This window comes from Spirillospora sp. NPDC047418, assembly GCF_040643275.1.
Lineage (GTDB): Bacteria > Actinomycetota > Actinomycetes > Streptosporangiales > Streptosporangiaceae > Spirillospora.
Map to the genome: position 1 here is coordinate 1 of NZ_JBEYTW010000118.1, position 26,711 is coordinate 26,711.

A 26,711-nucleotide genomic window follows, 5' to 3' on the forward strand; every position below is an offset into this window, starting at 1 on the left:
CTCACGGCTTCGAATCCCCCCGAATTCGATGGATGATCTTCCCTGTCGATCATCTACCCACCAAGATCATTTCCACGCTAGGAGAGATACCCCCGCCGAACGAGTCCGCATCGCCCCTGCGAGGGTTCGTGACGGGCCTATTCGGTGTTCTCGGCCGCAGCGGTGGGGGTGTGGAGGTCGGCGGGTGACGTGGTCGGCGACCTCTTCGATGTCGCGGCAGTAGGCGACGAGGTGGCCTCGTTGGGTTACCGGGAACCAGGGTTGGTTTACGTGGGCGTCGGAGTGGTGGGCTTGGGCGAGGGTCAGGTTGCCGCCGTCGAGTGTGATGACCTCGACGGGTATTCCGTCTGGCCCTAGCAGGTGCCGCGCGTTGGCCATGGCTCGCAGTGTGCGCCGGTTGAGGGGCGCCGTCCACAGGGAGATCGTGTGGGAGGCGTCCGCTGATGGGTGTGAGGGGTGTTGGCGGGCTGCTTGCGGTTCCGCTGGCTAGCACCGGCATACTAGAACACATGTTCGGTCTTCTGGTGGGGTGACGTGCGGATTCCGCCTGTCGTCACCTATCGGGCCATCGGTGGTCCTGCGTATTTGCTCGCGTGGGAGCAGCATCCCGACCGCACGTGGTGGGCTCGTGTTCTCTGGCTGGAGATCCGTCGGGACGGCCAGGTGGGTCGTCATGCGCGTGTCGCGGCGGGTGAGGTCGCTCCCATCGCCGGGCAGGACTACAGCGGTGTCCCGCGCGAGCGGGTGGAGTCGCGGGACCGGCCGCCGAGTGATCCCACCGATCCTCGTGACCCGGTCAATCGGGCGATCAGCCGTAATCGCGGGCAGGAGCGGTATCGGCGGGCGGTTGAGCGGGGTTTTCGTCGGCGGCCGGAACCGGATTTCTGACGTGCTGTGCGTGTTTGAGGAGTGCGGTGGCTGTGGGGATGTGGGGTCGGGGGAAGGTGATCGAGGTCCAGGCGTGGGGGTCTTGGTCCTTGGTCACCGGGGACAGCTTCCATGTGCCTGTGCTGGTGAGTTCGGTTACGGCGTCCAGGAGGTGTGGGGCTTGGTCGGCTTGGACGATCAGCCATGCGCGGCCCATGGTGCGGGCGGCGATGCGTGGGCGGTCGGCTTCGGGGGCGCGGGTGCCGCCTTGCAGTACTGCTTCGCCGGCGTCTTGGCAGGCCACCTTGGTGCGGTATCCCAGTCGCCAGAGTTGCCGGATGAGGGGGACCATTTCCACGTCGATGTCGACCCGCTGCCCGTCCGGTGTGGTGAGGGGCTGGGTGAGGTGGAACTGCGTCCAGTCGGTCACGGGGCTAGCTCCCCAGTCGGTAGGTCGCCCAGCGGCCGGTCAGTTCGGCGTGCCGTCTGACCCAGGAGTCGTGGCGTTGTTGGCCGGCGGTGCGCCACTGCTGGGCGAAGGCGGCGGTGAACATGTCGATGTCGGCTGGCGGGGCTTCGGTCCAGGACGGGAATTGGGAGACCCACTGGTCGGCGGCCTGGGGGGTGTGGCCGGCTTTGAGGAGCCATGGGATCAGCAGTGCCAGTTCCAGCCAGGCGGTTCCGCGTGAGACGAACGCCCAGTCGGCCAGGTACGTGCGGCCGTCCGGGGTGATGATGAAGTTGTCTTCGTTGAGGTCGGTGTGGAGCAGTGTGGTGCCGGCCAGTGGGGTCACGTCGTCGGCGTAGCGTTGCCAGCGTCGTTCGCCCAGGAGCCGCAGGGGGTTGGGGCAGGCGGCGTTCTGGATGGCGTGGATGGTCTTGGCCAGCATCTCCAGGTCGGGTGAGCCTGGAGTGAAGTCGGCGGGGCGTCCCTGTATGTGGTCGAATCCGAGGGCGAGCCACTCCCCGGCCTCGGCGTGCCAGCGCAGCCGGGGAGCGAACTCGGACACCATGGGGTTGACGGAGGCTTCGCGGCGCAGCGACATGACCTCGGGGCCGTCCCTGTCGGCGAGCTTGCGGGCGGCCTTGACGAACACCTGCCCGTCGGCGGTGTGCAGGGTGGAGGCGATGTCCGCGTGGTTGCCGGTGGGGGCGGGTTCGATGCGGCTGATCGGGCCGGTGCTGGCCTCGATCTGGGTTCGCAGGTCCCCGGGCAGGTCGGTCCAGGCGGTGCGCACGCGCGTCCCCTTCTTCTAGTTCAGATGCGGATGGTGAGTGGGGTGGTCTCCGGTAGGAAGCCGTTCCAGTCCAGCAGGGTGCGCCAGTCCCGGCCGCTCTGGTCGTTGCACTCGGGCGGGCAGCAGCTGGTGCTGGCCTCGCCCTCTCAGAACTGCGGGTCGACGTAGTAGCCGGTGGCGTGCAGCTGCGGGATGGTGCGGTCCAGGGCGGCGCCGGAGCGGATGTCGTCGTCCATGACCGGCCGGTGGTGGATGAACGATTCGGCGAGCAGATAGCTCATCGGAACGTACACCTCGGTGCGCTGCAGGCTCAGGTGCCACGCCTGGTCGACCGGCGGGGTCGGGACGATGCGGATGTAGTTGCGCGGGTCCTTGCGTTCGGCCCGTCGGATGTTGCCCACGGCCTTGAGGAAGAGCAGGTTCTGGCCGACGACGCGCCGGCAGTAGTCGTGGGTGGCGTGGGTGGCCTTGCGGACGTCGTCCACCAGGAGCGCGAACGCCTCCGCGGGGATCAGCTCGCGCGGGTCCCGGCCGATCTGCTCGACCAAGGCCGGTCTTTCGGGGGTGATGGTCATGGTGACCTCCAAGGCGCGCCGATGAGTGTGGTCCGACGCCCCGGCGTGCGCGCGTGTCGGCGGGAGCGTGGAGCATTCGGGAGGGGTGGTGCTGCGACCTGCGATGGCTCAGACGTCGACCGTGATCGAGATGCGCTTGTGGTCGGAGTCGGGGTGGTCGGGGTCGCGGAAGTCGTGGACGCGGTAGGAGCCGGGGACGTAGGCGTCGCGGAGCGGGTCGTTGAGGAGGATGCCGTCGATCGCCAGGCATTGGCGTCCGTTGGGGCGTTCGATCTGGGTGGGGGTGAAGTCTTGGGCGAGTTCGGCTGCGTGGTGGAACCCGACGCCGCCGACACGCCGCCCAGGACGGCGGCGCAGCCAGGCCCACCGCCAGTCACGCGGTGCGTGCCAGTAGCCGACCAGGGCGTCCAGGGCGCGGGTGTCGTAGATGTGCGGGCCGGCCTGGCGGGGGCCGCCTTGGAACTGGACGCGGTAGTTGATCGCGCGTGGGTTGTGGAGGCCGGGTTTGTTCATGTCGGCGGGCTCGAAGTTGGGGCCGGATGGGACGGTGTTCCAGTCGCCCAGGAGCGCGCAGGGGATGGCGGGGTCGGCGAGCCGGTCGAACCGTCGATTGTCGGCGAGGCGGGTGTCGCCGGAGTAGATGTCGCCGTGCGTGGCGGCGATCCGGATGGGGTCGGTGCGGCCGGGGAGGGTGAACAGCATCAGGTTGCGGTTGCGGGCGGCGAAGTCGGGGAGCCGGTGGGAGTAGAACCGGCGGACCACGACCGTTTGCGGGTTGACGTAGATGACGGGTGCGAACATTCCCCACTCGCGGGGCAGCGAGCACGGGTGCGGGACGTAGGCGGGGCCGCCCGCGTCCCGTAGCGCTGCGGCAGCTTCGTAGGCGCCTTCCATGCCGTTCAGCTCGTACCGGTCGCCCTCACCGATCACGGCTATGTCGGGCCAGTCGCCGTCGTGGAACATCCCAGCGACCTTGGTGTAGTCGTAGGGGCCTCCGTCGCCGGAGTAGGAGGAGTAGCCGGCGTCGGTCCGGCCGCCGTGCTCGACGTTGACGTAGCTGAGCCGAAGGTGCGTCATCGCGTAGGTTCCTTCTCTCTGGATGGCTGTTCCGCTGGCGTCGTCGGGTGGGCGGGGTAAGGCAGCGGGGTCATCGCCACGGCGCATCGTGCGTCGTTGTTGGCATGGGCAGAGGGGGACGGGCCGGGCCTCCATAGCGCGGGTGGAACCAGGCCGGGTTGCACGGGGTCCAGACCGGTGAAGAACCCGGCGACCTGCGTGGGGGTGCGCAGCCGGTAGGGAACCGCGCCGGTGGCGTTGTAGGCGTCCTGCGCTCTGGAAAGCGCGGTGCTGGTAGCGACGGCGTCACTGAGGACCAGAAAGCTGCCCGGCGCCACACCGTCTATCAGGGTGCGCACGATCGCGTACGCGGCCTCGGTGTCGTCGATGTGGCCCATGACGGCCAGCAGCAAGACCGCGATGGGCTGGTGGAGGTCCAGATGCTGGGCGGCGCTGGCCAGCACGGTGCGGGTGTCGGTGAGGTCGGCGTCGACGTGACCGACCGCGCAGCCCGGCCCGCCGGTCAGCAAGGCCCGGGCATGGGCGATCACCAGAGGGTCATTGTCGACGTAGACGACACGAGTGCCCTCGGCCGCCGACCGCGCGGCGGTGTGGGTGTCGGTGGCGCGGGAGTCATGCCGTGGGGACGGCAGGCCGGGCCCGATGTCGATGAATTGCCGCACCCCCTGTTGGGCGAGGTACTTGACGGCCCGATTCCCGAAGGCCCGTTGCGCTGCCATCAGTTCGGCGATGGCGGGGTAGAGCTCTGCGAACGCGTCGGCGGCCTTCCGGTCCGCCTCGTAGTGATCGTGACCGCCGAGCAGGTAGTTCCAGACCCGTGTCGAATGCGGCACCAGCCGGTTGATGTCCTTGCGGGCAGGCGCGGGAACGACGGCCCCCGCCGCAGCGAGTTGTTCTGGCATCGTGGCCGGCTGCGGAGTGAGGGCGAGTTGCGAGCCCTCCGCTTCATTCGCGACCGGGGGTGGCTGTGGGCCGGAGTTGTCGCCGGCCGTTTTGTCGAGAGCAGCGATGCTCTCCCCGGCAGCCTCGTGCTGCGAAGGTGCAGCGGGCAGCCGCGGCAGGTCGGCGGCGCGAATGTCGGTGACGGCTACATCCGCCGCGCGCAGCACCGTGGAGGCGTAGTCGAGCAACTGGTCAGCACACGTACCAGAGACGGCACTGCTGAAGCTCTGGAGTTCGGCCGCGATGTGCTTCCACTCGACCTCGGTGAGGTCGCGTCGCGCGATCTGGGTGAACCAGGCCCGGTCCAGGACGAGGACGGCCAGACCGTAACGTTCCGCCAGATCGATCACCGCGCGGGTGGGGTCGCCGTCGTAGTGGTCATCGACCAGCGTCTCCACCGCAGCGTGGAAGCCGGACCGGCGCTCGCTGTTCAGCAGCTCATAGACCTCAGCGGCGCGGTAGCGGCGGTGGCCGCCGACCGTCCGGATCGAGGAGAGCATCTTCTGCTGCGCCCAGCGGGTGACGGTCTTGGAATCCACCCGGAACAACGCGGCGACCTCGGCCGGTGTCAGCAGGTCAGGAGAAGTCATGGAGACCTTTGGTTTCAACGAAAGGGGACATGAGATGCCGCGAAGCTCGGGCGGAGGGGACGTCCGGCCATGCCCGGAGGCTTCACCGCAGTGGGGAATCCGGGTGTGGGCACCCGGCGGGGCGGAGACCAGGAGATAGAGGTCATGCCGCGTGGTCGGTTGTGGACGTGCGCCGGCCTGCGGAAGGGCGCAGGGCTGTGACGTGCGCCAGGCGATGCGACCACTGGTCCCGGCCGGTACCGAGCGCCGATTCGGCGAGGCGGTGCAGTTGAATGTCGCCAGTCCCGGCGGGCGCATCGAGGTGGCACGCGTCCCGGACCAGGCGTTCGAGGGGCCGGTCGCGGCGGAGACCGGCCGCAGCGTGGACCTTCATCGCGTCCAGACCGGACTCCATCAGCGATTCCACCCCCCGGTACTTGGCGCTGATCAGCTCGTCGTCGCAGGGCTGCCCGAGGTCGAGCATGTGGACGGCCTGGTAGGCCAGCGTGCGGGCGGTCATCAGCCGCTCGTTGATCTGCCCGATGCGCTGCTCGATAGTGGACAGCGCGGTGAGGGGGCTGCCCCGGCGGTGGCGGTCCTGGGCGAAGGCGATGGTCTCCTCCAGTAGCGCCTGGTGGATACCGAGCGCGACGGCCGTGAGGTTCGGGCATCCGTACAGGCGGGACGAGCTGTAGGCAACGTTCAGGCCGTCGCCTTCGCCGCCGATCATGTTGTCGGCCGGGATCCGGACGTTGTCCATGACCAGGTCGCCGAAGGAGAAGCCGTGCAACCCCAGCGGCGGCTCGTAGGGGACGAGCGTCAGGCCTGGCCGGTCGTGCTCGACCAGGAACGCCGACAGGGCCTGGGACCGGCGGGTGTCGGGGTCGCCGGTGCGGACGATGACGCCGTGGACGTGACCCACGTGGGAGTTCCCGACGTAGAGTTTCCGTCCGTTCAGCACCCAGTCGTCGCCGTCGCGGCGGGCGCTGGCCTGCATGTCCAGGACGTTGCCGCCCGAGCCCTCCTCGGTCACCGCGATCGTCGGCAGGCACGCACCGGCCGCGATCGGCGGGAGCCACCGCTGCTTCTGCTCCTCCGTCCCGAAGTGGAGGATCTTGGCGGCCCCGAGCTGGGACGCCTGGACCATGGCGCCCATCGCCCCCGACACCCGCGCCAGCTCCTCGATCACGATGGTCTTGGCGAGGTGACCGGCGCCCGTGCCGCCGTACTCGCGAGGGATGGTCACCCCGATCCATCCCTGCCGGGCGATCAGAGCGGAAGTTTCGATGTCGACGGTTTGGGCGGACTCCATGCAGGCCACGCGTGGCGCGATCTCGCTCTCGGCGAAGTCACGGACCGTTTCCCGCAGGATCTTGTGATCGTGGGTCTCGAACACGGACACCATCCCCTTCTGCTGTCGTGGGGCCACAGCCGGACGGTCGGGATCCGGCAGACGTCATCACCGCGGCTTACCTGCTGCCATTCAGCCGCCCTGGTAGCTGGTGCCGAGGCGGCCGACCTCGCGGCCGCGCTGGTTGAGCAGTTCGAGGAGCGCGTCGCGGTGCTGCTTGATGAGTGCGAGGGAGGTCTGGCGGGTCTGATTAGGCATGGGTCTGGTGCCGATCACGCACACGCTGCCCACCACGGTGTCGGTGGGGCCGAGGATGAGCGGTGCCCCGGCGTAGGCGCGGACCCCGAGCCGGTCGACGACCGGGTTGGAGGCGAACTGCGGTTTGGCGCACACGTCGGCCAGGACCAGCGCCTTGGTGCGGTCGAGCATCTCCGGGCAGAACCCGTGGTCGGGTGCCATGGTCCGGTCCGCTGGCCGAGCCCCTGGCGGGTTGTGCAGGCCGGCGAACGTCTGCCGCTCGCGTAGGAACAGGTTCACCATCGCGTACAGCCCTTGCCCCTCTGCTCCGAGTTCGGCGGCGAACGCTGCGGACACCTGGGCGGCGAATCGGTCGAACTCGGCGTCGGGGGTTCCGTCGAGCCCGAGTTCGGCCAGCATCTTCAGGCGCTGCTCCGCGGTGTCGTGCCAGTTGTCGATGTGCAGGCCGGAATCGGCGTCGTACCTCATGCGGGTGCTCCGTAGGCGCGTGCTTCGGGGGAGACGGGTGGGCTGGGCTGCGCGCGCTCGCGGGTGAGCGCGTGGTCGACCAGGGTGAGCAGGACGGTGATGGCCGAGCGCTCATCGCGGGCGTCGCAGCACACGACCGGCACGTGGCCGGGGACTTCGAGGGCCATGCGGACCTCGGCGGGTGTGTAGCGGTAGGGAGCGCTGTCGAACTCGTTGATCGCCACCACGAACGCTATGCCGCGCTGCTCGAAGTAGCCGACTGCGGCGAAGGCGTCGGTCACGCGGCGGGTGTCGACCAGCACCACGGCGCCGACCGCGCCGACGACCAGGTCGTCCCAGGTGAACCAGAATCGATCCTGGCCGGGCGTGCCGAACAGGTACAGCACCATCTGCTGTCGGAGGAAGGTCAGGCGGCCGAAATCCAGCGCGACGGTAGTGGTGGACTTGCGTTCAACCCCGGTCAGGGAGTCGATCCCGCTGCTGATCTCGGTCAGGTATTCCTCAGTGGTCAGCGGCTCGATCTCGCTGGCCGCGCCGATCAGCGTCGTCTTGCCGACCCCGAAACCGCCACTGACGATGATCTTCACGGGCGTTGTCGGGCATCCGTCCCGGCCGCGCGATTCCGGAGGACGCGAGGGGTGGTCAGGCGACATCGGACAGCCTCGTTTCCAGGCCGGACCGCAAGGCCTCCAGCAACTGCAGGTGGTCGGACGCTCCCGGGCCGGGCAGGGCCATGACCAGCGCACCGCAGTCGATCAGGTCACTAAGGATGATCTTGGCGACCTGGACGGGGAGGTCGGTCAGTGCGGCGACTTCGGCGACCGAGCACGGCTGGACGCGGCACGCCTCGACAGCGCGGGCGGCCTCAGGTGCGGCCCGCCGAGCGCGGGCGATGTCGGCGGCCTCCAGCAGAGTGACCAGCCGCATCGAATGCTGAGGTCGCGTCCGCCCACCGGTGATCGCGTAGGGGCGGATCTCCTCGGTGTCGTAGGTCGACCATGCCCGCCCCCGGCCGGAGCGATCTGCCGGACCGTCAGCGGGGCCGCCCGGCGGCCACCGCGTATCGCGGTGTTGCGCGTCCCTCATGTCACCTCCCGCCGCGCGTCGGGGTGAGCAGGTGATCGGCGACGCTCTTGACCAGCAGGCCCATCTCGAACCCGATGGTGTTGGGGTCCGCTCCCGGCTGGGCCAGGACGCACACCACGCTGCCGACCAGCCGGGATCCGGTTCGGGATTGTCCGGCCGCCGTGTGGTCGGCGCTCGTCACGAACACCAGGAAGGCATCGTCCTCGACGATGGCCTGCCGGAACCCGCTCGTCCCCGACCCGCCGAGCGAAGCCGCGGACCGGGCCAAGGAGTGGAAGCTGGAGACCCAGGCGGCGCCCCTGTCGGCATGGTCGGTACCCAGCCCCGCAGCCGCCATCTTCAAGCCGTCCCGCGACACCAGCAGGGCGCCGGTGACCCCGGTCGTCTTCTCCACGAACTTGTCCAGCAGCCAACTCAACGTCTCATCGGCCGGGAATGACGCGGCCGGGAATGGCATGGGGTTCGTCATCAATGTCTCTCCGTACGTGCGAGAACATCCAGGAGGCGGGCTGTGATCAGGCCGTCGCGGGGTCGGTCGGGTCCTGTTGCGGCGACTCACGCCCGCTGTGGACACCGGACGTGAACGCCGACATCAGCCCAGGTGTCGGCGGCTTGGAGGGACTCAGCGGCGGACCCGCCGACCGGGGAGCAAGCGGCGGCGATGCGGCGGCCTGGCTGCGGCGCGGCAGCGCCGGTCTCGCACCTGACGGTGAGGCGGCAACCGGAGGGCCGGCGGGGGAGGCAACCGGGGCTGCCGTGCGGCGGTGCGGGAGCGAAGGCGCCGAAGCTGCGGGCACGCCCGGCGCCGTGGCTGTCAGCAGCGTGTTCGGCAGGACGACCAAAGCCCGCGTCCCGGACGCCTCGGGATGCAACTCGATCCGCAGGCTGTGCCGGGCGGCCAGCCGCCCGGCCACCAGCATGCCGATCTGACCCTGCCGGACCTGTTCGCGCGGGCTGATGCGGTGCGGGTCGGCCAGGATCCGCCGCAGATCCTCCAACTTCTCCGCCGTCAGCGGCAGCCCCTCATCGCTGATCTCCACACCCAGTCCCTCGGGCGTCGAGCGGGTGGACATCATCACCGCAGTGTCCGGACGGGAGAACTTGGTCGCGTTCTCCAGCAGTTCGGCCACCACGTGGATGACGTCCGGTCCAGCGTGCCCCGGGATCTTCGGATCGTCGTCGGGAAGCGTCAGCTGAATCCGGGGGTAGTCCTCGACTTCGGCCACCGCCTGACGCAGCACCGTCGAGATCGGCACCGGCGAGTGGGCCCGGCGGGCGGTGTGACCACCGAGCACGGCCAGCCGCTCGGCCGCACGGCGCAACTGGGTGGCCAGATGGTCGATCCGGTACAGGTCATCGAGAAGATCGGGGTCCTCCTGCTCCCGCTCGGTGGCCTTGAGCCGCTCCAGCATCCGGCTCACCAGCGAATGCACGCGATGCCCGACGTAGACCAGCACCTCCCGATCGGGTTCGTCGCCAGCCATCCGCCCGGCGGGGTCGGCGCCCCCGGACGGCCGCGCCGACGGCAGGTGCGTCAACTGCTCCAGGCGCCCGGCGATGACCGTCAGGTGCTCATCGGCGCGGCCCATGTATCGGGCCAGCTCCCCCGATCCCGAGGCAGCGGCCACGGCTCCTTCCACATAGCCGTTCAGCCGCGCGAACTCGGTATCGATGTGCCGCCGCCAGGACGACATCTGCCCGAGCGCGGTGGCGTGACCGGTCACCTGATGCTGGAGCAACTTCTGCTGCACGTCCCGTCGCTGCCGGCGGTACCGGTCGGCCTCCTGGTGGCGCATCAGGATCGCCGTCACCAGCAGCGCCGCCCCCGCCAGCAACACCGCCACGACCGTCAACCGCAGACCCCGCACGTCGGAGCGGTCCGTGAGGGCGAAGACGACGACGGGGTAGACGACCATGCAAGCCGGCAGCAGCGGCCCGATCAGCCACGGCCACCTACTCGGTGCGGGACGCGAGGCGTGCGCCGGCCCAGACGGCGCGGAACTCGAAGAGGTCATATCCCGGCCTTCGTCAACAACGAGGAGGAGAGGGAGGAGTTGAAGACGGATCGCGGCCCGCGGATCCGACCGACGCCGCACCACAGGTCCACCCCGCTCGGGATCGGCGGCTGGCCGAGGTCCGGGCGCCACGCCGGCGCGGGCACCAGCCCCGGCTCGACCATCACCATCCCGGCGCACAACGTCTCAAGGACCGCCGGGTTGCGGACGCCGAGCGGGCCAGGGGCGATGTCGGCGCACATGCGGCCCAGCTCGACCAGGCGGCGGTCGTGCTCGGCGGTCAGGTGACAGAACGCGATGTAGCTGCCGACCGCCAGCAGGGTCCGAAAGGCAGACAGGGCCGTGACGGCCTGGGGATCCCCGAGGACGTCCAAGCTGTTGATCAACAGCACCGCCACCGGCCGACTCAGATCCAAGGTGTCGGCGGCGCCGACCAGCACCGCGCGGGGATCCTCCACTCCCGCCCGCACGAACCCGCAGGCACCGGCGGTGTCGCTGAAGAAGCAGGCGCCGGCGTGGAGCATCACCAACTCGTCGGCGTCCGCGTATACGACACGGGCGTCGGGGTTGATCGACTGAGCGATGATGTGGACGTCGTCGTCCATCGGCAGGTCGACGCCGACGACCAGCAACTGGTCGATGCCTTCGCCGACCAGGGCCCGGGTCACCCGGCTGCGGAACGCCAGCCGATGCAGAGCCAGCGACTCGATCTGCGGGAACCGCGCAGCCACCTTCTCGCCGAGAGCGCGATCGACCGGGTTGAAGTCCCTTCCGCCACCCCAGAACGCCCACAGGCGCGCGATGGCGGGGCGGTCGCCGTCGTATACCTCGCTGACGTCGTGTTCAGCGACGTCCCAGTCAGAGACCATGTCGCCGCCGCTCACCGAGCACCACCCGACGCACGGACCGGGCGGTGCCGGACGTCTGGACGCGCGGCAACCATGCCAACGACCCGAACGTCCCGACCGGGCCGCCCATCATGCGGCCTGGGCAGGCCCCATCGGCCGACATCACACAGCGCCGGAGGATCGACCACGTCCCAACCGGCCAGGAGACCGGCGATCCCTTCCTCCGTGCGGAAGTGGATACGGCTGGTGGCGTCGTCGTACGCCTGCGCCATACCGGAGACCCGCCGCTGGCTCGTCGCCGAGGACGTCGCGTGCGACATCACCACGACACTGCCAGGCGCCAGCCTCCGCCACAGCTCATCGACCACGCCCTCGACCTGCACATCGGGGACGAAATGCAGCACAGCCGCAAGGACCACGACCATGCGATCGGCAACGTCCAATGCCTTCTGCAGGTCCGGATTGCCGAAGATGGTGTCGAGATCCCGGACGTCTCCCTCCAGGACCCGCGTGTATCCAGTGCGCAGGCCGCGGGCGTGGGCGAGGACGACAGGGTCGTTGTCGCAGCCGACCACGACAGCGCCGGGGCATGCCTGGTGGACGTGGTCCTCCACGCTGGGCAGGGGAACGCCGCTGAGGATGCCGGCACCGATGTCGAGGACCTGACCGATGCCATGGGTCTTGGCCGCCCACGCGGCGGCCCGCCCGGCGAACAAGAAGTTCTCCCGCGCGACGATCCCGGCGTCGGGCGCGAACCGCAGCACCGCCTCCGCAGCGGTGCGGTCCACGTCGAACCACGCCTTCCCGCCGAGGTAGTAGCTGTACATCCGAGCCGTGCTCGGCCGGGTGAACGCCAGACCAGGGTCACCGCCGGTGCCGCTCACGACGCGACCAGCTTCCTCAGCTTGGCGTCCAGCGCCTCCGGGGTGTCGGCGTCCACCAGATTCGGCATGTTGAACAGCTCCCGAGGCACCGGGAAGCGCTGAGCCCACCAACGCCCCTGATCGGAGCAGATGATGCTCCAGCCGGGGTGGCACCGCTTCAGATTGACCTTGGCTTGGATGGCGGGGTCAGGACCGTGAGGGGTGGCGGTCATGATGGTTTCCCTGTCGGCATGGAGTGAGGGTGCATGCGGCGGCCGTGATCCAACGGGGGACCAACTCCCCGCCGCCACGGTCGACGGCGGCTCCTGAGGGGATTGGGAGGTCGGAAGGGGACACGGTCGCGCACTCTCCTCGTTCGGTGAAGTCCCTGGCACCTCAAGTCAAACGAGTGCGGACACCGAGGAAAAAGGGGAGGATGAGCAGGGCACAGGGGAGGAATTCCTCCCCAAGGCGGTCCGGTGGGAGGTGCCCGCATGTCGGCCGGGAGCATCGGCATCGGCGCGCGGTTGCGCGCAGCTCGCGAAACACAGAAGACATCGGATGGTGGTCACTGGTCCCGTGCGGAGATGGCCCGCCAGCTCCGCGCTGCGGCCACCGAGCGGGACCGGCAGCGGCTGCCGGGGGTGCCGAGTCTTGCGTCCATGGTCAAGGACTGGGAGAACGGAAAATATACCCCCAAAGTGGACTATCGGCGTCTGTACTGCCGGGCCCTGAGTACGAGTGAGGAACGGCTTTTCGGCAACGAAGAATTTCCGATCCCGGAAACCGTGGCGCATCGCGGACGTGACGAACTGCGCCGGCGCCTCGACGACGTGCTCTCCTCTGGGGCCATGTCAGCGGCGGCCTTGCAGAGCTGGGAGGAGACCGTCCTGCGTTACGGCTCAGCGGCCCGGGAGCAGCCACCCGCGCGAGTAGCGGCGGATCTAGAGGATGACCTTGAGGAACTGTACGCCGGACTGGGGCGGTACCGCTCGGTCTCGACGTTGCGCCAATTGATCAGGATCACCGCGCAGATGTCCGGACTGATGTGCCTCGCCCTCATCAAGCTGGACGAGCAGACGGCGTTCCGCTGCTGGGCTCGGACGGCGCGGCTTGCCGCTCGGGAAACCGAGGACCGATCAACGCGGGCGTGGGTCCTTGCGCAGGAGGCATACGGGCACTTCTATACCGGCGACCTCATCCAGGCCATCGCCGTGGCGCAGGATGCCCAAAGGACGGCCGAGTCGTCTGTCGGCGCCGTTCTGGCGGTGGCTTTGGAGGCCCGCGCATACGCCGCATTCGGGCCTGAGCGTGGTGAGGACTGCAGGTCCGCGCTACATCGCGCGGAAGACATATTCGGGGCACTCCCGGGCGAGGTGATCAACAGCTCGGCGTTCGGCTACAGCGAAGCGCAACTACGCTTTCACGAGGGCAACGCCCTGACCTATCTGGGGGATTCCAGTGCGGCGTGGAGCGCTCAGCAGCAAGCGCTGGATTTGTGTCCAGCGCACGACTTCACTGACCGAACCTTGATCCAACTCGACCGCACCCTATGCCTAGCCAGGGACGGCGAGATCACCGAGGCATTGGCCCGCGCCGTTGCCGCGCTGGAACCACTGACTGAAGTGCAGCGGAAGGGCATCATCAGCCAGCGGGGCCGCGAAGTCCTAGACGCCATCAGCGAGCCCCAACGCCGTCTACCAGCCGCACGGCAGCTTGAGGAGTTGCTGACGTCGACCTTCGAGAGCAGGAGGTACAGCAAGTGACGGTAACCGTAACCGCAGCGACCCCCGAAAACGTCCCGGCAATCCTCACGCTGCTGGAGGAGATGGACCAGTTCTACGGCGGGACGACTGACGGGACTGTCGAAGAACGCGTCGACCAGTTGGGTCAGGCGCTATTCAGCGACCCGCCAATGGCATACGCGCTCGTTGCGGTTGAGGGCGAGGAGGTAGTGGGGATTGCGTCCTGGTCCTTCCTATGGCCGGCGGTCGGTCTCACCCGCAGTCTGTATCTCAAGGAGTTGTACGTGACGCGCTCGCGCTGGCGCTCTGGAGTCGGCACTGCACTCATGCGCGCCTTGTTCGAGGTCGCCGCCAAGCACCAATGCAGCCGCGTCGAATGGACCACTGACACTGACAATCCTGACGCCCAACAATTCTACGCCGAGCTCGGTTTCCAGCAAATTACATCCAAGATGTTCTTCCGGGCAGACGCTGAAACGATTGAGTATGGCCTCTCATAGGCGGCAACGTGGGAGCGCCTGCTCGCCTCCCAGAACTTCGCGGTGAGGAGGATATGCGCCGGCTGACCGCGTGAGCGGAGAGTGGGACCTGATGCTGCCCGGCGCGGACTTTCTGGCTCTTCGACCACAACTGGTGAGGTTCTTAGCCCGCGCACATCGCACCGGCGACCGGTCACTGTCCTCGTGGTCCAGGGTCACTGGCGGGCTCGCCGCGCTCACGGCCAAGACGCTGTGCAACATGGGCAGTCACGTATGGCCCGCGATTGGTGGGTCACCGCGCAGCACGCCGCGGATACCGCGCGCGAAGCGACTCTGCGGTGAATAGCACTGCTTCGCTCTCCGCTGACACCAACCGACCTCGCCTTCACGCCTGCCCCGCTCCGGGATCTCCCGTTGGTGTCCAATGTTCCAGCCAGGCTCCTCGCCTGCCGCCCAGGGCCCCTGCGCACCCACCAGGTATTCACTGCACCCGTTGTGCACTCCACGCCCGGCCCTCAAGCGGTTTGGCTAAGAAGGGCATAAGGACCTGCATGTGGCGAGCGTCGGGGCCCGGATTAGCGACCGGAAGCGGCGCGACGGTTGGTAGCGACTGGGCGGTCAGCCATGACCTCAAGGAGCATCCATGGACAAGCCCCTAGTGCAGTCCACCAGGAACTGCACTACAGCAGCGAGTACTGGCCGCGTCGAACTCAAACGCTTGGAGATCCTCGGTGAGAGCGCAACGGTGACCATCACGGTCTGGCCGCTCGAACGCGCCATCGGCATGTCCTACCTTCGCCAGGTGTGGCGCGGCGAGGTAAGCCTCCACCTGGAGGACGAAATCGTGAGTGACCTGGAGACGGTAGTCAGCGAGTTGGCACCAATGCCTTGGTGCACACTGATGGTGAGTGTGAGCTTCGAGTCGTCAGAAGCGCAGGTGCCCTGGTGCTCTGCGAAGTCGCCGATGCCGACAACCATATTGAACTGATCGCCGTTCGCCTCGCCAAGGCCATCAACGACACCAGTACCGACAGTCCGATCGTTACGGACGGCGACGCCTACGACGGTCACCTCGTCGATCCCAAGATCGCTGTTGCGGACCTTGAGGAAGGGGGCTTCGGACTCGGGATCGTCGCATCGCTCAGCCACGGCAAATGTGGCGTTCGTCCGACTCGGTTGCACAGTAGCGGCTTCGCGGATGGTGGTGTTGATCGTTGGGTGGCAGCTCCGGGTCCGGCAAGTCGAGCATCACGAGCGAGGTGAGTCGACAGCGCGTCTCCGCTATGGGCGTCAGGACCTGGCGGTCGTCTCCGAGGACGTGGTCCGCTGGCAGATCCTTGGAGCAGCACACTGGCCTGCGTCGACGAGCAAGCTGATCTCGGGGCAGGTCGGACCCGGCAGCCTCCCTGCAGGGCGGAGTCCCTTCTACGCATTCGAAACGATGGCGTGGAACTGATGGCTCGCCTGGGCGGGACGGCCCGAGCGCCTGTCCTCGCTATGCACCAATAATTAGGCGCGCTGCTATCAGTTCAGGCGAGTGGCTGCAACATCTCGCAGGAAGGTGAGCTTGGAGTAGAAGGTTCGCCTTGTTGGTATGCCGAGGTCGGTCAGATACTGCACGAGCCATCGGTCGACGTACTCCATGTCGCCCAGTACCTCCTGTTGGTCGTGGGGAAGGATGCTGCGTGAGCGCCGGTATTCCAGTTCGCATTGCGAAAGTACCGTGTCGGGGTCGCTGAGGAGTGAGCATCGGTCGATGAAGATGCCGAGGATGTGCCCGGTGCGCATTGATTCGCATTGTACGTCGTAGCGGACTCGCCGGAAGGGTGGGAGTGCGCGTACTTGGAGGCCGAGTTTTGAGCGCAAGTGGTCGCTGAACTCGTCTGGAGATATGTTGATGTCTGGGAAGAGCTGCTCGCGGCGTGCAAAGGAGTCTTCGGTGAACCATTTGCGTTTGAGTATGTGCTTGCCGCTGGCGGTGGGGATGAAGGATGCGTATCCGCGTTCGTCTTCAGGTCCGATGATGTCGAACATGTGGTTGTCGAAGTAGTTGATCTGGAACTCTTCCCTATATTCCGGGCGGAAGTCCGCGAGGCCGCCATGGCGCAGAGTTTTCAGTAGTTGCAGGGAGGTGGCCCAGATGTCTATGGTGGGCGGCAGGTTGTATTTGTATTCCAGTTCGGTTCCAGTGAAATGGGTGCGGAAGTATCGCAGATGGTTATTCAAGCGAAGCGCTGAGGTGGCGTGCGCGTCCAGCATCGGTTCCAGCCAGTGGAGCGCTTCTGCGGGGCCGCCGCCGATCGGCTCGGGGGTGGTGCGCACGAAACAGGCGTCTTCGGCGTAGAACCGGATCTGTGCGTAGGAGTGGTAACTGCCGCTGGGTTGCTGGGATAGGTAGCACAGCGGTACGAGGCCGGGCGCTACCGCCAGCCCGACGATCTGGCGGAGCGGTTCGCCGGCGATGGCGTCGGGGAACAGGGCGTCTCCGTCGATCTGGGCGTGTTGGATCCGGTCGCCGCCCATGGTTAAGGCGGTGACTGGGCAGGATCCAAGTGCCTCCCAGCGGATGACCACGGTGGTGCTGGGAGAGCAGACCTCTTGCGGAGGCACCTGGACCAGCACGATCGGGTCGCTCGGACGGCGGGGTGCGGTCTGGTTCAGCAGATGGATTCCGCCCAGGACTATCCAGTTGTTTTGCGTGATGCTACTGCCCATAATCGCTAACCATTTCCCGGGCGGGGTAGTGCGGCCCGATTCGTTGCTGCTGTTTTCCGCCTTTGCGGAGGGTGTGCGACGTATGTCACGGGGCCTGATGTGGAGCGTTCCGGGCGTCGGCATAGGGTGACCTGGGTGATTGACCGGATGACGTTGGAAGCGGCGATCGCCGATGCTCGTCTCGCCGTGCTGGAGTTCGACGGGGCTCGGGCATGGTTGGATCACCATGCCCGGCTGTCGATGGAGCCGTTTGCCGCCGAGGTGTGGGTGGTGGACCCGGCCCTTAGCCACGTGCTGCTGGTCAAGCACCGCGTGCGTGGTTGGGTGCCGCCCGGCGGCAAGGTCGAGCTGGGGGAGACTCCGCGGGTGGCCGCAGTGCGTGAGCTTGGGGAGGAGACCGGGCTGCGAGGGGAGCTGTTGGCCGTGCCCGCGGCCGTGGCCGTTCGTTCCTTCCGCGCGGACTGGTCCCCGACCTTGAGTCTTTCGTACGGCGCCATCGTCGGCCGCGATGTGCCCCTGGCGGGGGAGCGTGGCCAGCCGCCGCAGTGGTTCGCCCTGGGGGAGACGTGGGAGAGCGCCTTCGCCGATGATCGTGACCGCATCCGCGCACACGTGCGGCGGCTCGCGGCCGGGCGTGGATCGTGGCGCGCGGAGCTCGGTGTGTAGGGCATGTCAGGCGATCTCTTCGATCCGGGTCTGTGACGTGTCGTCTACTGTGACCAGCCGAAGGTCGTGCAGGAAGCCGACCCAGACCGGCTGCAGGCCGGGCCGTTCGGTGAATTCGTGCTCGTTGATGTTCCCGTTGGCGTAGGCCGCGGTACGGAGGGCTAACTGCTGGAGTTGGTCGGGGCGAGTCCATCGGGGGGCGTGCACCTCGCGGGCGGAAGGTCGGAGCGGCCCGGAGGTGCGGGCTTGGTAGATCCACCAGTCGTGGCCAGGTGGCTGGGAGGTCGGGCGGCGGCACCGGTTGGGGCGCCACTGGTGCAGTAGCAGGTGCAGGTGGGTCACCGCCAGCTCGACTTCTTCGGCGGTCTCCTGTCGAGCGGCCTGCTCGGGGCTGCCGTGCTGGTCGATATGGCCGGCGACCGGTGCGACGCCGAGCGGCGGTGTCGCACGGTCGAAGACGAGCAGTCCAGCGGTGGAGGTGATGAGCACTCCCACACTGGTGTGGTCGCAGCGTGACGGGCCGGTGTTGGAGGAGGGCGTGGTGTTCACGTCTGCTCCTGGGGACGCTGGGCGACCACTACGAGCCAGCTCGTCACGGTCGGCGTGCCGGGGGTGGTGAGGGCGTAGGCCTTGGTGAGGATGTCCATGCGCTGGGCCTGGGTGAGGTCGCCTTCGGGGCGGGCGAAGACGGGGATCGAGAGCCACGCCTTTTTCTCGGCCATCGTGGCGTGCTGGGCGATGACGTCGGTGTCCAGGACGGTCATCTGGGCCGCGCCCAGCTGCTTGTGGATCGTGTTCGGCGGGAGCTTGGGGGCGGGGTCGGCCGGGGGCGGGGTGTAGCCGTAGTCGCGGGCGGCCATCTTCTGGATGAGGCTGTTGAGTGACGGGCCGGTGCGCGCGGTTTGTTCGTCGCTGTGGTGGACGCCGGCGAAGTCGCCGCCGACGTTGAAGACGAACCGGCCGCCGGGGCGCAGGACGTGGCGGACCGCGGCGAACACGGCCGGGGTGTCGGTCTTCCAGATCGCGGAGTTGCAGACCACGGCATCGGCGGTTGCGGCGGGGACATGGTCGTCCAGAGCCTCGGCCGGAGCGGCGATCCAGTCCAGGCGCGGGTCGGGCAGCAGGCGGCGACCGACGCGTTGCATGGCGGGCGCGTTGTCGACCGAGATGACCCGGGCGTCGTGCGGGACGAGGTCGAGGATCGCGGCAGCGGTCGCGCCGGTGCCGCCGCACAGATCGATCACCAGGCGGCTGGTGGTGAGGCGGGCGCGGCGGGCGAGGTCGCGGCTGGTGGCGTTGTACATGGGGTAGGCGCGGGCGAAGGCGGCGTAGGCCTGGGCGGTGGTGGCGTCGTCCCATCCGTGGAGGGCGTCCTGGGGGGCCATCGTGGAGTACCTCGCTTTGGTGGAAGAGGCCCGGTCAGGGAATCAGAACAGCTGTGGTTGGACGGCCGTGCGGGGGGAGTGGAACGGGCCGAGGGTGATCCGGTGGCCCTTGAGTACGCCGAGGTCGAGGAGGTAGACGCTCCCGTCGCCGTCGAGGGCGGCGAGGATCTGGGAGCCGATGCAGGACAGAGAGGTGAGGCCGTGGTCGCCTTCGCGCGGGTCGTGGGGGTAGAGCACGCGTCCGGGGTCGTGTCGGCGCAGGCGGTCGCCCTCGGTGGGGGGCGTCCATGAGTCCAGCACGGTGTCGATGCCCAGCTCGGTGAGGGCGGCGGCGGCGCGGGCCACGTGGCGCTCGTGCGCGGTCCGGGCCGTGGCCACGTCCCGCAGGTCGGCCAGTGCCCGCAGTTTGGTCGCGGCGCGTACGGTCTGGGGCACGTTGAGGCGGCCGGTGAGGGTGTCTTCCAGGAGTCGTACGGCGCGGCCGTCGGAGGCCTGGGTGAGGTAGGTGGCCAGCAGGGCGCCTTGCTCGTCGAGGCGGGAGCGTTTGCGGGGTTCGGCTGCGGTGCCGACCTTGGTGGTTCCGTCGGCGAAGGTCGCCAGGTAGAGCCAGTGTGGTTGGGCCATGTACCGGATGAGGGCCTGGGGGGCGTTGCCGCCCTGGTGGAACTGGTGCGCGAGGCGGAAGTCGTCGCGCCCGCAGCAGTCGGTGCACTGGGCGCCTTTGTCGACGCGTGCGCGGTCGGGGCAGGCGACGGGTTCGACAGCGACGGTGTCGACGAACCGGTACCGGCCCGTGCACCACCGGCCGGTACCGCCTGCTCGGTAGCCGAGACGCCGGTTCATGAGCGGCATGGGGACCAGCGGCCCGCCGGGCAGCGGGGCGAGTAGCAGCCGGGGGTCGCCTGTCGCCCAGGTGACGCCGTGGCACACATAGTCGCCGTCGTCGGGCGAGGTCACTGGCATGGAGGGGCTCCTGACGGTGCGGGCTGGTCAGAGGTGGAGTTGGAGACGGTCGGCCAGCGCGGCGGCGGCGGTCTTGAAGACCGTCTCGCGGTCCAGGTCGGTGACGTCGACCGATAGCCATTCGCCCCGCCGCTCCTGCTCGCGCAGTTGGGTGAGGACAGCGTCCTGGTAGCGGACGAAGTCCTCGTCGCCGTCGCCCGAGTGGCCGGTCTCCAAGGAGGTGAACGTGCCTTTGCGGGCCAGGGCCTCCTGGGCGCCGATCCGCAGGAAGATCACCAGGTCGGGTTCGGGGAGATGAGCGAAGACCTGTTCGGCCAAGTGCGCGAGGGGGCCGGGGTTGACGGCGTACCGGGCCAGGATCTTGTGGTGGGCGTTGTCGAGGATCACGTGGGTGCCGGCGGCGAGCGCGGGCTGGATCACCAACTGGTCCTGCAGGGTGTACCAGGCGGCCAGCTGCAGCAGCCAGTAGTGGTCGCCGCACGTTTGGGCGACGCGGGGATCGCGGCGGTAGACCACCCCGTTGACGCGGTCGAGGTAGGCCGACAAGTCCTCGTCCATGGGGACGGTGGTGGTGTGCTTGCCGATGAGCACCGCCGGCTGCCCGGCGTCGTTGAGGGCCTGGTACAGCCGGGCGGCGAGGGTGGACTTTCCGGCCCCGTCGATGCCGGTGACCGTGATCTCCCGCCCGCGGGTGGGCGCGGCGGGGGGCGTGGTGCCCGTCATGCTGGTGCTTCTCCTCGGGTGTTCAGGCGCCTTCGGCGGCCAGGTGGCCGGTGATGATGGCGCGGATGCGGTCGATGAGGATCGTGCGGCGCTGGATGACGTCGCTGTGACGTTCATTGGATAGGTCGGCGGCGTAGTGGCGGGCGAGATTGTTGGAAATGACGTGGAGGTAGCCGAATCTGATCCCCGCCCGGCGTGCGGCTGCTCCCATGGGCCCGATTTCGGGGTCGACGTAGGCGTGCCCGGCGTGCCGGGCCAGCCACGCGCGGTCTTCCAGCAGGATCGAGGGGGAGGTGACGTGTCCTCCCGCGCGCACGCCGGGCGAGGATGCGGCGAACCCGTCGAAGACGTCGTCCCACACCACGGGGTTCCCGTGGACGAGGCTGTTGTTCCCGGTGGCCAGCCAGGTGTTGGGTTCGATGTCGGGGGCCAGCGCCCCGACCTTGCCGACGTAGACGACGTCGCGGGCGCCGAGTTCGGCCAGACGTGTGACGACGCGGCCGGCGACGTCGCCCCAGATGCTGTGCAGGAAGCCGAGGTAGACCACCCGGCGGCCGTGCACCCGGGCGCGCTGCCACGCATAGCCCGGTCCGCGGGTCCACACGCCGTCGGGCGGGGCGAGATGGTGAAGGCCCCATCCGACGATCACCAGATCGGCGTCCAGATGCAGGTCGAGCGGTTCGACGGCCGCGCGGCACGCTGCCGGGTCGGGCAGCCGGTAGGTGACGATGTCGGTTGCCCGGCCGGTCATCGCCAGATACGTGGCGATGATCAACGCGTAGTGGTGGACGTAGTCGGCACCGGGGAACGCCTTGATGACCAGCTGGCGGCCGTGGACTTCTGCGGTCGGGCGCTCGACGTTGAACAGCTTGCCGGTCTTTTCCAGCCGGGAGATCACGGTGCCGCGGTCGTAGCCCCCGACGACGTGGATGCGATCCCAGCCCGGTTCGCGGACAAGATGGTGCACTTTGATCTGCAGGTAGCGCAGCAGGCTGTTGGGGCCCATGGTGTGACCGGCCACCTCGATCGGCGCAGCGCGCAGCTCGGTCCCGGCGCCGCCGTAGGACAGCAGGTCACTGCGCCTCATGAGCGGGCCTCCGGGATCCGCACGCTACTGCCCGCTGCGTCGCGCAGCACCTGGATGTTGCGTCGGATCAGGTCGAACCGGTGCTCGGGGATGGGACCGAGCTGCTCGACGCGGGGGGTGCTGGGCTTGTTGTACGGGCCGCCGGGCAGCATCGCGACGCCCATCGCGCCCAGGAGGACCGGGGCGGCGCCGTCGACGGAGGCGATCCACTGGTGCTCGCGCTGCTCGGCCAGCTCCAGGTGCCCGGTCCGCCCCAGGCCCAAGAGCCGGTAGACGATCCGGTCCTCGACCATGCCGTGCTCTTCCAGGCAGCGGGTGGCCGCCCAGCGGGTCCGGCACAACTGCTGCGCGGGATCGGGACGGCGGGAGGCGGGCAGGGCGATCGCGCCGACGTAGTCGCTGGAGGCGAACCGGTCGTAGCAGCGCAGCCATTCATGATCGTCGGCAGCGTGGACCACCGCGCACAGCCGCACGTCATCGCTGAGGTCACCGATCTCGCGTGCGGCTCGGTCGCTGGCTGCGATGGTGGCGGGCCCGTCGCCCATGACGTCGGGCAGGACGATCTCGCGGGCCCCGACAGCGCGGGCCGCCGCGACCAGATCAGCGGCAGGGAGGGCGTGACCGAGGTCGAAGACACCGTTGTCGACGACGATCTCGGCACCGCGTCCGGCCTCGCGGCGGAAGAACGCGCGGTAGGCCGGATCAGTCAGGACCCGCTGGGCGGCCACGTGGTGGACACGAGCAGGCTCCTGGGCGACGAAGAGGTCCAGGTAGGCGGGCGGGGCGATCACCGAAACCTCGATGCTCTCGGCCATCAGACGGCGGCCCTCCACTGGCCGGTGCCCAGCGCGAGGAACTGCTGGGACAGCAGCGGATCACGGTCGAACCGGCCGCTGGTGTGCAGGGTGGTGGTTCGGGCCTCTTCCATCCGCACGCCCCGCATGCTCATGCACAGGTGCGTGCCGTGGACGGCGACGGCCACGTCGTCACTGCCGAGCACGCCGGCGATCTCCCTGGCGACCTGTCGGGTGAACCGCTCCTGGACTTGCAGACGGCCGGCGTGCCGCTGCGCGATGCGGCCGAACTTCGACAGGCCAAGGACGCGCCCGCCCGGCACGTACCCGGCGACGACCTGAAGGTTCATCGGCAGCAGGTGGTGCTCGCACAGCGACCACACGCTCATCCCGCCCACGACGACCAACTGCCCGCTCAGGTGCGGCTCGGTGAAGCACGTCGCGGTCGCGGCGGTGTCGCCGGACAGGAAGGTGTTCCACAAGGACGCGACCCGCTTCGGGGTATCCGTGAGCCCCTCGCGGTCGGGGTCCTCCCCCAACGCGCACAGGAGCTGGGCAATCAGCTCGCGGACCCGGTCGGTATCGATAGGCGACACCGACACGGCGGCCGCTGATGGGACGGCCGCCGTGTCGGCGCTCACGGCTTCGGAACCGGCGATGGAGGTACTCGTCATGGGATGTGTCCTCGCTTCTGGGCACAGGGACTGAACGGGAGCGGAGCGGGAAGGGTCGCGCGGTCAGCGGCCTCGGGTGTCGCCGAATGCCAGCACGTGCAGCCGGGTGGTGAAGTGCCAGTGCCGGGCGGCGACCGCGTCCGCCAGGACTCGAGTCCGAGCGACGATCGCCTCGGCGGTCGTGCCCTCGGGCATCACCCACACCGGCGTAAGCCGGTGGGCGGCGGCCAGTCTGGCGATCCGGTCGAGGTCGGCGACCGAGGAGGCGACGAACTTGAACGCTGCGCTCCCCGTCGCCGCGAAGGCCTCCAGCGCGGACGGCACGATGCTCGTGCCCTCATCGATCCCGAAGCTGTGGATCTTCGGGGAGACGTTGAACCGCACTCCCCCGACAAGCAGCGCCTGGTCGGGCGCGATGGTGCCGTTCGTCTCGATCTCCACCCGCTTCCCGACCGCCAGCAGCCCCTGGACGAGCGCGGCCAGGTTCCGTTGCTGGATCAGCGGTTCGCCGCCGGTGATCACCACCAGTTCGACCGAACAGGACGCGGCCCAGGACACCAGGTCCGCCACCGGCCGCTTCGTCGACTCCGCGCGCGGATCGAACCGGTCCCAGTTCCAGGTGTACGGCGTGTCGCAGCATGCGCAGGTCAGATTGCACCGGGACAGGCGGACGAACAGCGCCGGGTGCCCGCAGCTCGGGCCCTCGCCCTGAAAGGTCGGCGTCTCGACACCGAAGGTCTCGGCGACGATCAACCGGGCCCCGGTGCCGCTCGCCGGTTGATCACTCCCAGCCGTCCCGGGCACGGTCACGCCTCCTCCACATCGAACCGAGCCCAGCTCCGTCCGGTCTCCCGGACACAGACGGCAACCAGACGGCCGGGGATCTCTGGTTCGACGTTCTGGATGAACCAGCCGGCCAGGAACTGGGCCAGACGCTCGGAGGTCGGCTTGACGGGCAGGACCTGGTGAAGGTTTCGGTGGTCGAGTTCGGCGACCAGAAACTCCTTGAAGCCGGCGAGCGCACCGAAGTCGGTGACGAAGCCGGGCTCTTCCAGCGAAGGCGCCGTCAAGATGACCTCGACCTGGTAGCTGTGTCCGTGCTGACGGGAGCACTTGTGCTCAGGCGGCAGGCCGGGCAGCTGGTGACCGGCCTCGAAGTCGAACCTCTTGCCGATAATGAACCTGCCAGCCGGCAGCAAAACTGAGCTGAAGTCCTCGGTTTCGGTGATGGCCTGGTCGCTCAGAGCACCGCCGGGCCGTTCTGCGGCCTGAGCGTCCGTCGGGGTGGAGGTTGAGTGCGGGCTCACAGAAGTACCTCCTCGATCGGGAGCCGGTCTCGTGCCGGATTCAACGCCTAGTGGCCACAACCCGCCATAGGGCTCGGCCCCTCGGGGCGCTTAACGCGCTTAACGGCCGGGGAATACCGCCGTCATGAAACCCGCAGGCACCCAGCGCAACCGCCGGCTGGAAGCAGCGATCAACGCGACCGGCCTGCCCTACACGGCTGTCGCCGCGCTCACCCGGACCGTTGCCGCCGAGAACGGCGAAGTCCTGCGGACCAACTCTGCGGCCGTCACACACTGGGTTCGTGGGGTTCCCCCCAAACCCCGCACTGCGCACTACCTCGCCGAGGCCCTCACCCGCGCATGCCGACGAGTGATAACCACTACCGACCTCGGACTAGGCTCGCCCCAGGACGTTCCCGCCGTCACCGGTGACTCGGTGACCGACCTGGCGAACCTCGGGAGGCTGGACGTGGACCGCCGCGGATTCCTCACCACGATCTTCTCCCTGCCAATGGCCGCTGCGCTCCCCGTTCCTGCGCTGTCAGGCCGCGCCCAAGCTGCCGCACGCCGCGGCTCTATCGGCCGAGCCGAAGTCGCCACCGTCCGCGATATGGTCGCCACCTTCACCCGAGCCGACGAGCGCCTCGGCGGCGGCGCGGGCCGAACCCCACTGGCGGAGTATCTGGCCACCGATGCCACCACGTATTTGCGCGGCCGCTTTGCCAACTCCACTATCCGCGCCGACATGTACGGCGCCGTCGCCGAGCTCGCCCGCCTGGCCGGGTTCAAAGCCCATGACGCTGGACGCGAGGGACTCGCCCAGCGCTACTATCTGCACGCCTGGCAACTCGCCCGCGAATCCGACCCCGCACATGCCGCATTCGTGCTGCGGCTCATCGCCCATCAGGCCATAGACCTAGGACACGGCCGTCACTGCGTGCACCTCGCCGAGGCCGCCCGCACCGCTGGGGGCGGACGGGTCGACAGCGCCACTCTCGGCCAACTCAACCTCGCGCTGGCCCGCACCCACGCCGCCGCTGGCGACCACCGAGCCGCCCGTGCCGCGCTCACCCAAGCTGAACACTGCATCAATGTCCATACCCCCGACAGCAAACGCCCATGGTGGGCGCTGGCGATGGGAGCGCCTCAGCCGCTGCTGACCACGCACACCGCCAAGACACTCCGGACCCTGGGCGACTCGGCCGTCGAACAACACCTGCATGAATCAGTGCGTCGCTGGAACGCCGACACCCACCCTCGCGTCCGCGCATTGCAACTCTGTGACCTCGGCAATTATCACGCCGAACAGGGCCAACTAGAGTTGGCTTGCCATGCCTGGACCGAGGCGCTACATCTGCTCGATGGGGTCGACTCTGCTCGCGCCCGCACGGCGGTCTCCAGCGTTCGCAATGCCCTGTCACCGTTCCGGCGCCGCAACATCAGCGAGGCGACCCACCTGGATACCATGGCCGCGCACTGGCAGCGGGGCGTCACGTTTACGGTAGGAGGGCCCTAGTGGAGACCTCCGGTATCAGATCGACCGGTAATCCTCACTGGGGGGTATCTCCTAAGGCGTGGAAATGATCTTGGTGGGTAGATGATCGACAGGGAAGATCATCCATCGAATTCGGGGGGATTCGAAGTTGTGAGTGTGATCGAGGGGAATGAGAGTGTCGCCCAGGCCGGGGCCGGTGTCGGTGGAATGGTGCCGATGGCGGGTGGGAACCGGGATGTGCCGGTCCGGGAGCTGCTGGGCGATGAGGTACTGGACGTGCTGCTGGAGCGCTCGAAGGACGAGGCGGGGCAGCTGAGGCTGACCGGTGAGGACTCGATGCTGGGGCAGCTGGTCAAGGCCGTGCTCGAGCGGGCACTGGAGGCCGAGCTGACCGCGCACTTGGGCTATGGCAAGCACGACCAGGCCGGGAACAACTCGGGGAACTCCCGCAACGGGCGGGGCAGGGGCAAGACGGTGCAGACCGGGGTCGGCCCGGTCCGTCTGTCGGTGCCGCGCGACCGGGCCGGGACGTTCGAGCCGGT

At 68.4% G+C, this 26,711-nt stretch carries 31 protein-coding genes and 1 pseudogene; 7 read left to right on the forward strand and 25 right to left on the reverse strand.

From position 1 onward, the window contains the following. Positions 1 to 808: 808 nt before the first annotated feature. The 15 genes and pseudogenes from ABZ806_RS40105 to ABZ806_RS40175 form a co-directional block, all read right to left on the reverse strand. The gene (locus tag ABZ806_RS40105; protein WP_500223860.1) at positions 809 to 1,297 is read right to left on the reverse strand and encodes a hypothetical protein; all 489 of its coding nucleotides are present in this window, start codon (positions 1,295 to 1,297) and stop codon (positions 809 to 811) included. Positions 1,298 to 1,301: 4 nt separating this feature from the next. Continuing rightward, positions 1,302 to 2,105, reverse strand: coding sequence for a phosphotransferase family protein (locus ABZ806_RS40110; RefSeq protein ID WP_500223862.1), 804 nt, complete (start codon positions 2,103 to 2,105; stop codon positions 1,302 to 1,304). A 146-nt stretch (positions 2,106 to 2,251) separates the two neighbouring features. Next, complete coding sequence (locus ABZ806_RS40115) at positions 2,252 to 2,680, reverse strand: glycine-rich domain-containing protein (RefSeq protein WP_500223864.1); 429 nt, start codon at positions 2,678 to 2,680, stop codon at positions 2,252 to 2,254. A 108-nt stretch (positions 2,681 to 2,788) separates the two neighbouring features. Continuing rightward, positions 2,789 to 3,757, reverse strand: coding sequence for a hypothetical protein (locus ABZ806_RS40120; protein ID WP_500223866.1), 969 nt, complete (start codon positions 3,755 to 3,757; stop codon positions 2,789 to 2,791). Next, positions 3,754 to 4,659 (reverse strand): SAM-dependent methyltransferase, encoded by a 906-nt coding sequence (locus ABZ806_RS40125; RefSeq protein ID WP_500223904.1) that lies wholly within the window; start codon positions 4,657 to 4,659, stop codon positions 3,754 to 3,756. The genes ABZ806_RS40120 and ABZ806_RS40125 overlap by 4 nt, the downstream gene beginning before the upstream one ends. 471 nt (positions 4,660 to 5,130) lie before the next feature. Beyond that, positions 5,131 to 5,289 (reverse strand): annotated as a pseudogene (locus ABZ806_RS40130) (BldC family transcriptional regulator); the annotation flags it as partial. A 142-nt stretch (positions 5,290 to 5,431) separates the two neighbouring features. Beyond that, positions 5,432 to 6,697 carry an acyl-CoA dehydrogenase family protein gene (locus tag ABZ806_RS40135; protein WP_500223867.1) on the reverse strand — a complete coding sequence of 422 codons (1,266 nt, stop codon included), beginning with the start codon at positions 6,695 to 6,697 and terminating at the stop codon, positions 5,432 to 5,434. A gap of 54 nt (positions 6,698 to 6,751) precedes the next feature. Further along, positions 6,752 to 7,345: a GAF domain-containing protein gene (locus ABZ806_RS40140; protein WP_500223869.1), complete on the reverse strand. Its 594-nt coding sequence runs from the start codon at positions 7,343 to 7,345 to the stop codon at positions 6,752 to 6,754. After that, positions 7,342 to 7,998, reverse strand: a complete 657-nt coding sequence (locus ABZ806_RS40145; protein WP_500223871.1) for a GTP-binding protein — start codon at positions 7,996 to 7,998, stop codon at positions 7,342 to 7,344. The genes ABZ806_RS40140 and ABZ806_RS40145 overlap by 4 nt, the downstream gene beginning before the upstream one ends. Then, positions 7,988 to 8,431 carry a DUF742 domain-containing protein gene (locus ABZ806_RS40150; RefSeq protein ID WP_500223873.1) on the reverse strand — a complete coding sequence of 148 codons (444 nt, stop codon included), beginning with the start codon at positions 8,429 to 8,431 and terminating at the stop codon, positions 7,988 to 7,990. Before ABZ806_RS40150 ends, ABZ806_RS40145 begins: the two co-directional genes overlap by 11 nt. Before the next feature lies 1 nt (position 8,432). Continuing rightward, positions 8,433 to 8,900: a roadblock/LC7 domain-containing protein gene (locus ABZ806_RS40155; RefSeq protein ID WP_500223874.1), complete on the reverse strand. Its 468-nt coding sequence runs from the start codon at positions 8,898 to 8,900 to the stop codon at positions 8,433 to 8,435. A 46-nt stretch (positions 8,901 to 8,946) separates the two neighbouring features. Next, positions 8,947 to 10,275 (reverse strand): sensor histidine kinase, encoded by a 1,329-nt coding sequence (locus ABZ806_RS40160; protein WP_500223905.1) that lies wholly within the window; start codon positions 10,273 to 10,275, stop codon positions 8,947 to 8,949. Positions 10,276 to 10,442: 167 nt separating this feature from the next. Continuing rightward, the gene (locus tag ABZ806_RS40165; RefSeq protein ID WP_500223876.1) at positions 10,443 to 11,330 is read right to left on the reverse strand and encodes an SAM-dependent methyltransferase; all 888 of its coding nucleotides are present in this window, start codon (positions 11,328 to 11,330) and stop codon (positions 10,443 to 10,445) included. Beyond that, complete coding sequence (locus ABZ806_RS40170; RefSeq protein ID WP_500223877.1) at positions 11,327 to 12,178, reverse strand: SAM-dependent methyltransferase; 852 nt, start codon at positions 12,176 to 12,178, stop codon at positions 11,327 to 11,329. Before ABZ806_RS40170 ends, ABZ806_RS40165 begins: the two co-directional genes overlap by 4 nt. Further along, positions 12,175 to 12,390: a hypothetical protein gene (locus ABZ806_RS40175; RefSeq protein ID WP_500223879.1), complete on the reverse strand. Its 216-nt coding sequence runs from the start codon at positions 12,388 to 12,390 to the stop codon at positions 12,175 to 12,177. The genes ABZ806_RS40170 and ABZ806_RS40175 overlap by 4 nt, the downstream gene beginning before the upstream one ends. Before the next feature lie 261 nt (positions 12,391 to 12,651). Between ABZ806_RS40175 and ABZ806_RS40180 the strand changes: the two genes are divergently transcribed. The 4 genes from ABZ806_RS40180 (at position 12,652) to ABZ806_RS40195 (ending at position 15,644) form a co-directional block, all read left to right on the forward strand. Further along, positions 12,652 to 13,923 carry a helix-turn-helix domain-containing protein gene (locus ABZ806_RS40180; protein WP_500223880.1) on the forward strand — a complete coding sequence of 424 codons (1,272 nt, stop codon included), beginning with the start codon at positions 12,652 to 12,654 and terminating at the stop codon, positions 13,921 to 13,923. After that, positions 13,920 to 14,402, forward strand: a complete 483-nt coding sequence (locus tag ABZ806_RS40185) for a GNAT family N-acetyltransferase (RefSeq protein WP_500223881.1) — start codon at positions 13,920 to 13,922, stop codon at positions 14,400 to 14,402. Before ABZ806_RS40180 ends, ABZ806_RS40185 begins: the two co-directional genes overlap by 4 nt. Positions 14,403 to 15,024: 622 nt before the next feature. Further along, a complete protein-coding gene (locus ABZ806_RS40190; RefSeq protein ID WP_500223883.1) occupies positions 15,025 to 15,369 on the forward strand; it encodes a hypothetical protein in 345 nt (114 codons plus the stop codon). Continuing rightward, positions 15,327 to 15,644, forward strand: coding sequence for a hypothetical protein (locus ABZ806_RS40195; RefSeq protein ID WP_500223884.1), 318 nt, complete (start codon positions 15,327 to 15,329; stop codon positions 15,642 to 15,644). The genes ABZ806_RS40190 and ABZ806_RS40195 overlap by 43 nt, the downstream gene beginning before the upstream one ends. 261 nt (positions 15,645 to 15,905) lie before the next feature. Here ABZ806_RS40195 and ABZ806_RS40200 read toward each other — a convergent pair whose 3' ends face one another. Further along, entirely contained in the window at positions 15,906 to 17,096 is a 1,191-nt protein-coding gene (locus ABZ806_RS40200) for a hypothetical protein (protein ID WP_500223886.1), read from the reverse strand. Between the two features lie 135 nt (positions 17,097 to 17,231). Here ABZ806_RS40200 and ABZ806_RS40205 point away from each other — a divergent pair, with 135 nt between their 5' ends. Continuing rightward, complete coding sequence (locus ABZ806_RS40205; protein ID WP_500223888.1) at positions 17,232 to 17,762, forward strand: NUDIX hydrolase; 531 nt, start codon at positions 17,232 to 17,234, stop codon at positions 17,760 to 17,762. A 6-nt stretch (positions 17,763 to 17,768) separates the two neighbouring features. Here the strand turns inward: ABZ806_RS40205 and ABZ806_RS40210 are convergent, their stop codons facing one another. The 9 genes from ABZ806_RS40210 to ABZ806_RS40250 form a co-directional block, all read right to left on the reverse strand. Continuing rightward, the gene (locus tag ABZ806_RS40210) at positions 17,769 to 18,311 is read right to left on the reverse strand and encodes an NUDIX hydrolase (protein ID WP_500223890.1); all 543 of its coding nucleotides are present in this window, start codon (positions 18,309 to 18,311) and stop codon (positions 17,769 to 17,771) included. Continuing rightward, the gene (locus ABZ806_RS40215) at positions 18,308 to 19,147 is read right to left on the reverse strand and encodes a class I SAM-dependent methyltransferase (RefSeq protein WP_500223891.1); all 840 of its coding nucleotides are present in this window, start codon (positions 19,145 to 19,147) and stop codon (positions 18,308 to 18,310) included. Before ABZ806_RS40215 ends, ABZ806_RS40210 begins: the two co-directional genes overlap by 4 nt. A gap of 42 nt (positions 19,148 to 19,189) precedes the next feature. Then, complete coding sequence (locus ABZ806_RS40220) at positions 19,190 to 20,110, reverse strand: DUF2797 domain-containing protein (protein WP_500223892.1); 921 nt, start codon at positions 20,108 to 20,110, stop codon at positions 19,190 to 19,192. 27 nt (positions 20,111 to 20,137) lie between these two features. Beyond that, positions 20,138 to 20,833: a dTMP kinase gene (locus ABZ806_RS40225; RefSeq protein ID WP_500223893.1), complete on the reverse strand. Its 696-nt coding sequence runs from the start codon at positions 20,831 to 20,833 to the stop codon at positions 20,138 to 20,140. Between the two features lie 22 nt (positions 20,834 to 20,855). Then, positions 20,856 to 21,920 carry a nucleoside phosphorylase-I family protein gene (locus ABZ806_RS40230; protein ID WP_500223894.1) on the reverse strand — a complete coding sequence of 355 codons (1,065 nt, stop codon included), beginning with the start codon at positions 21,918 to 21,920 and terminating at the stop codon, positions 20,856 to 20,858. Beyond that, on the reverse strand, positions 21,917 to 22,735 hold the full coding sequence (locus tag ABZ806_RS40235) for a hypothetical protein (protein ID WP_500223895.1): 819 nt from the start codon (positions 22,733 to 22,735) through the stop codon (positions 21,917 to 21,919). Before ABZ806_RS40235 ends, ABZ806_RS40230 begins: the two co-directional genes overlap by 4 nt. Next, positions 22,735 to 23,388 carry a GTP cyclohydrolase I gene (gene folE, locus ABZ806_RS40240; RefSeq protein ID WP_500223897.1) on the reverse strand — a complete coding sequence of 218 codons (654 nt, stop codon included), beginning with the start codon at positions 23,386 to 23,388 and terminating at the stop codon, positions 22,735 to 22,737. The genes ABZ806_RS40235 and folE overlap by 1 nt, the downstream gene beginning before the upstream one ends. A 63-nt stretch (positions 23,389 to 23,451) precedes the next feature. Continuing rightward, the gene (locus tag ABZ806_RS40245) at positions 23,452 to 24,198 is read right to left on the reverse strand and encodes a 7-carboxy-7-deazaguanine synthase QueE (protein ID WP_500223898.1); all 747 of its coding nucleotides are present in this window, start codon (positions 24,196 to 24,198) and stop codon (positions 23,452 to 23,454) included. Further along, a complete protein-coding gene (locus ABZ806_RS40250; RefSeq protein WP_500223899.1) occupies positions 24,195 to 24,695 on the reverse strand; it encodes a 6-pyruvoyl trahydropterin synthase family protein in 501 nt (166 codons plus the stop codon). Before ABZ806_RS40250 ends, ABZ806_RS40245 begins: the two co-directional genes overlap by 4 nt. 124 nt (positions 24,696 to 24,819) lie before the next feature. On the opposite strand from ABZ806_RS40250, the gene ABZ806_RS40255 reads away from it, so the two are divergent. Both ABZ806_RS40255 and ABZ806_RS40260 read left to right on the forward strand, forming a co-directional pair. Next, on the forward strand, positions 24,820 to 26,190 hold the full coding sequence (locus tag ABZ806_RS40255) for an NsdA family TPR-like regulatory protein (protein WP_500223901.1): 1,371 nt from the start codon (positions 24,820 to 24,822) through the stop codon (positions 26,188 to 26,190). A 129-nt stretch (positions 26,191 to 26,319) separates the two neighbouring features. Continuing rightward, positions 26,320 to 26,711, forward strand: a 392-nt coding sequence (locus tag ABZ806_RS40260) for a transposase (RefSeq protein WP_500223902.1), incomplete at its 3' end; no start/stop codon positions are given.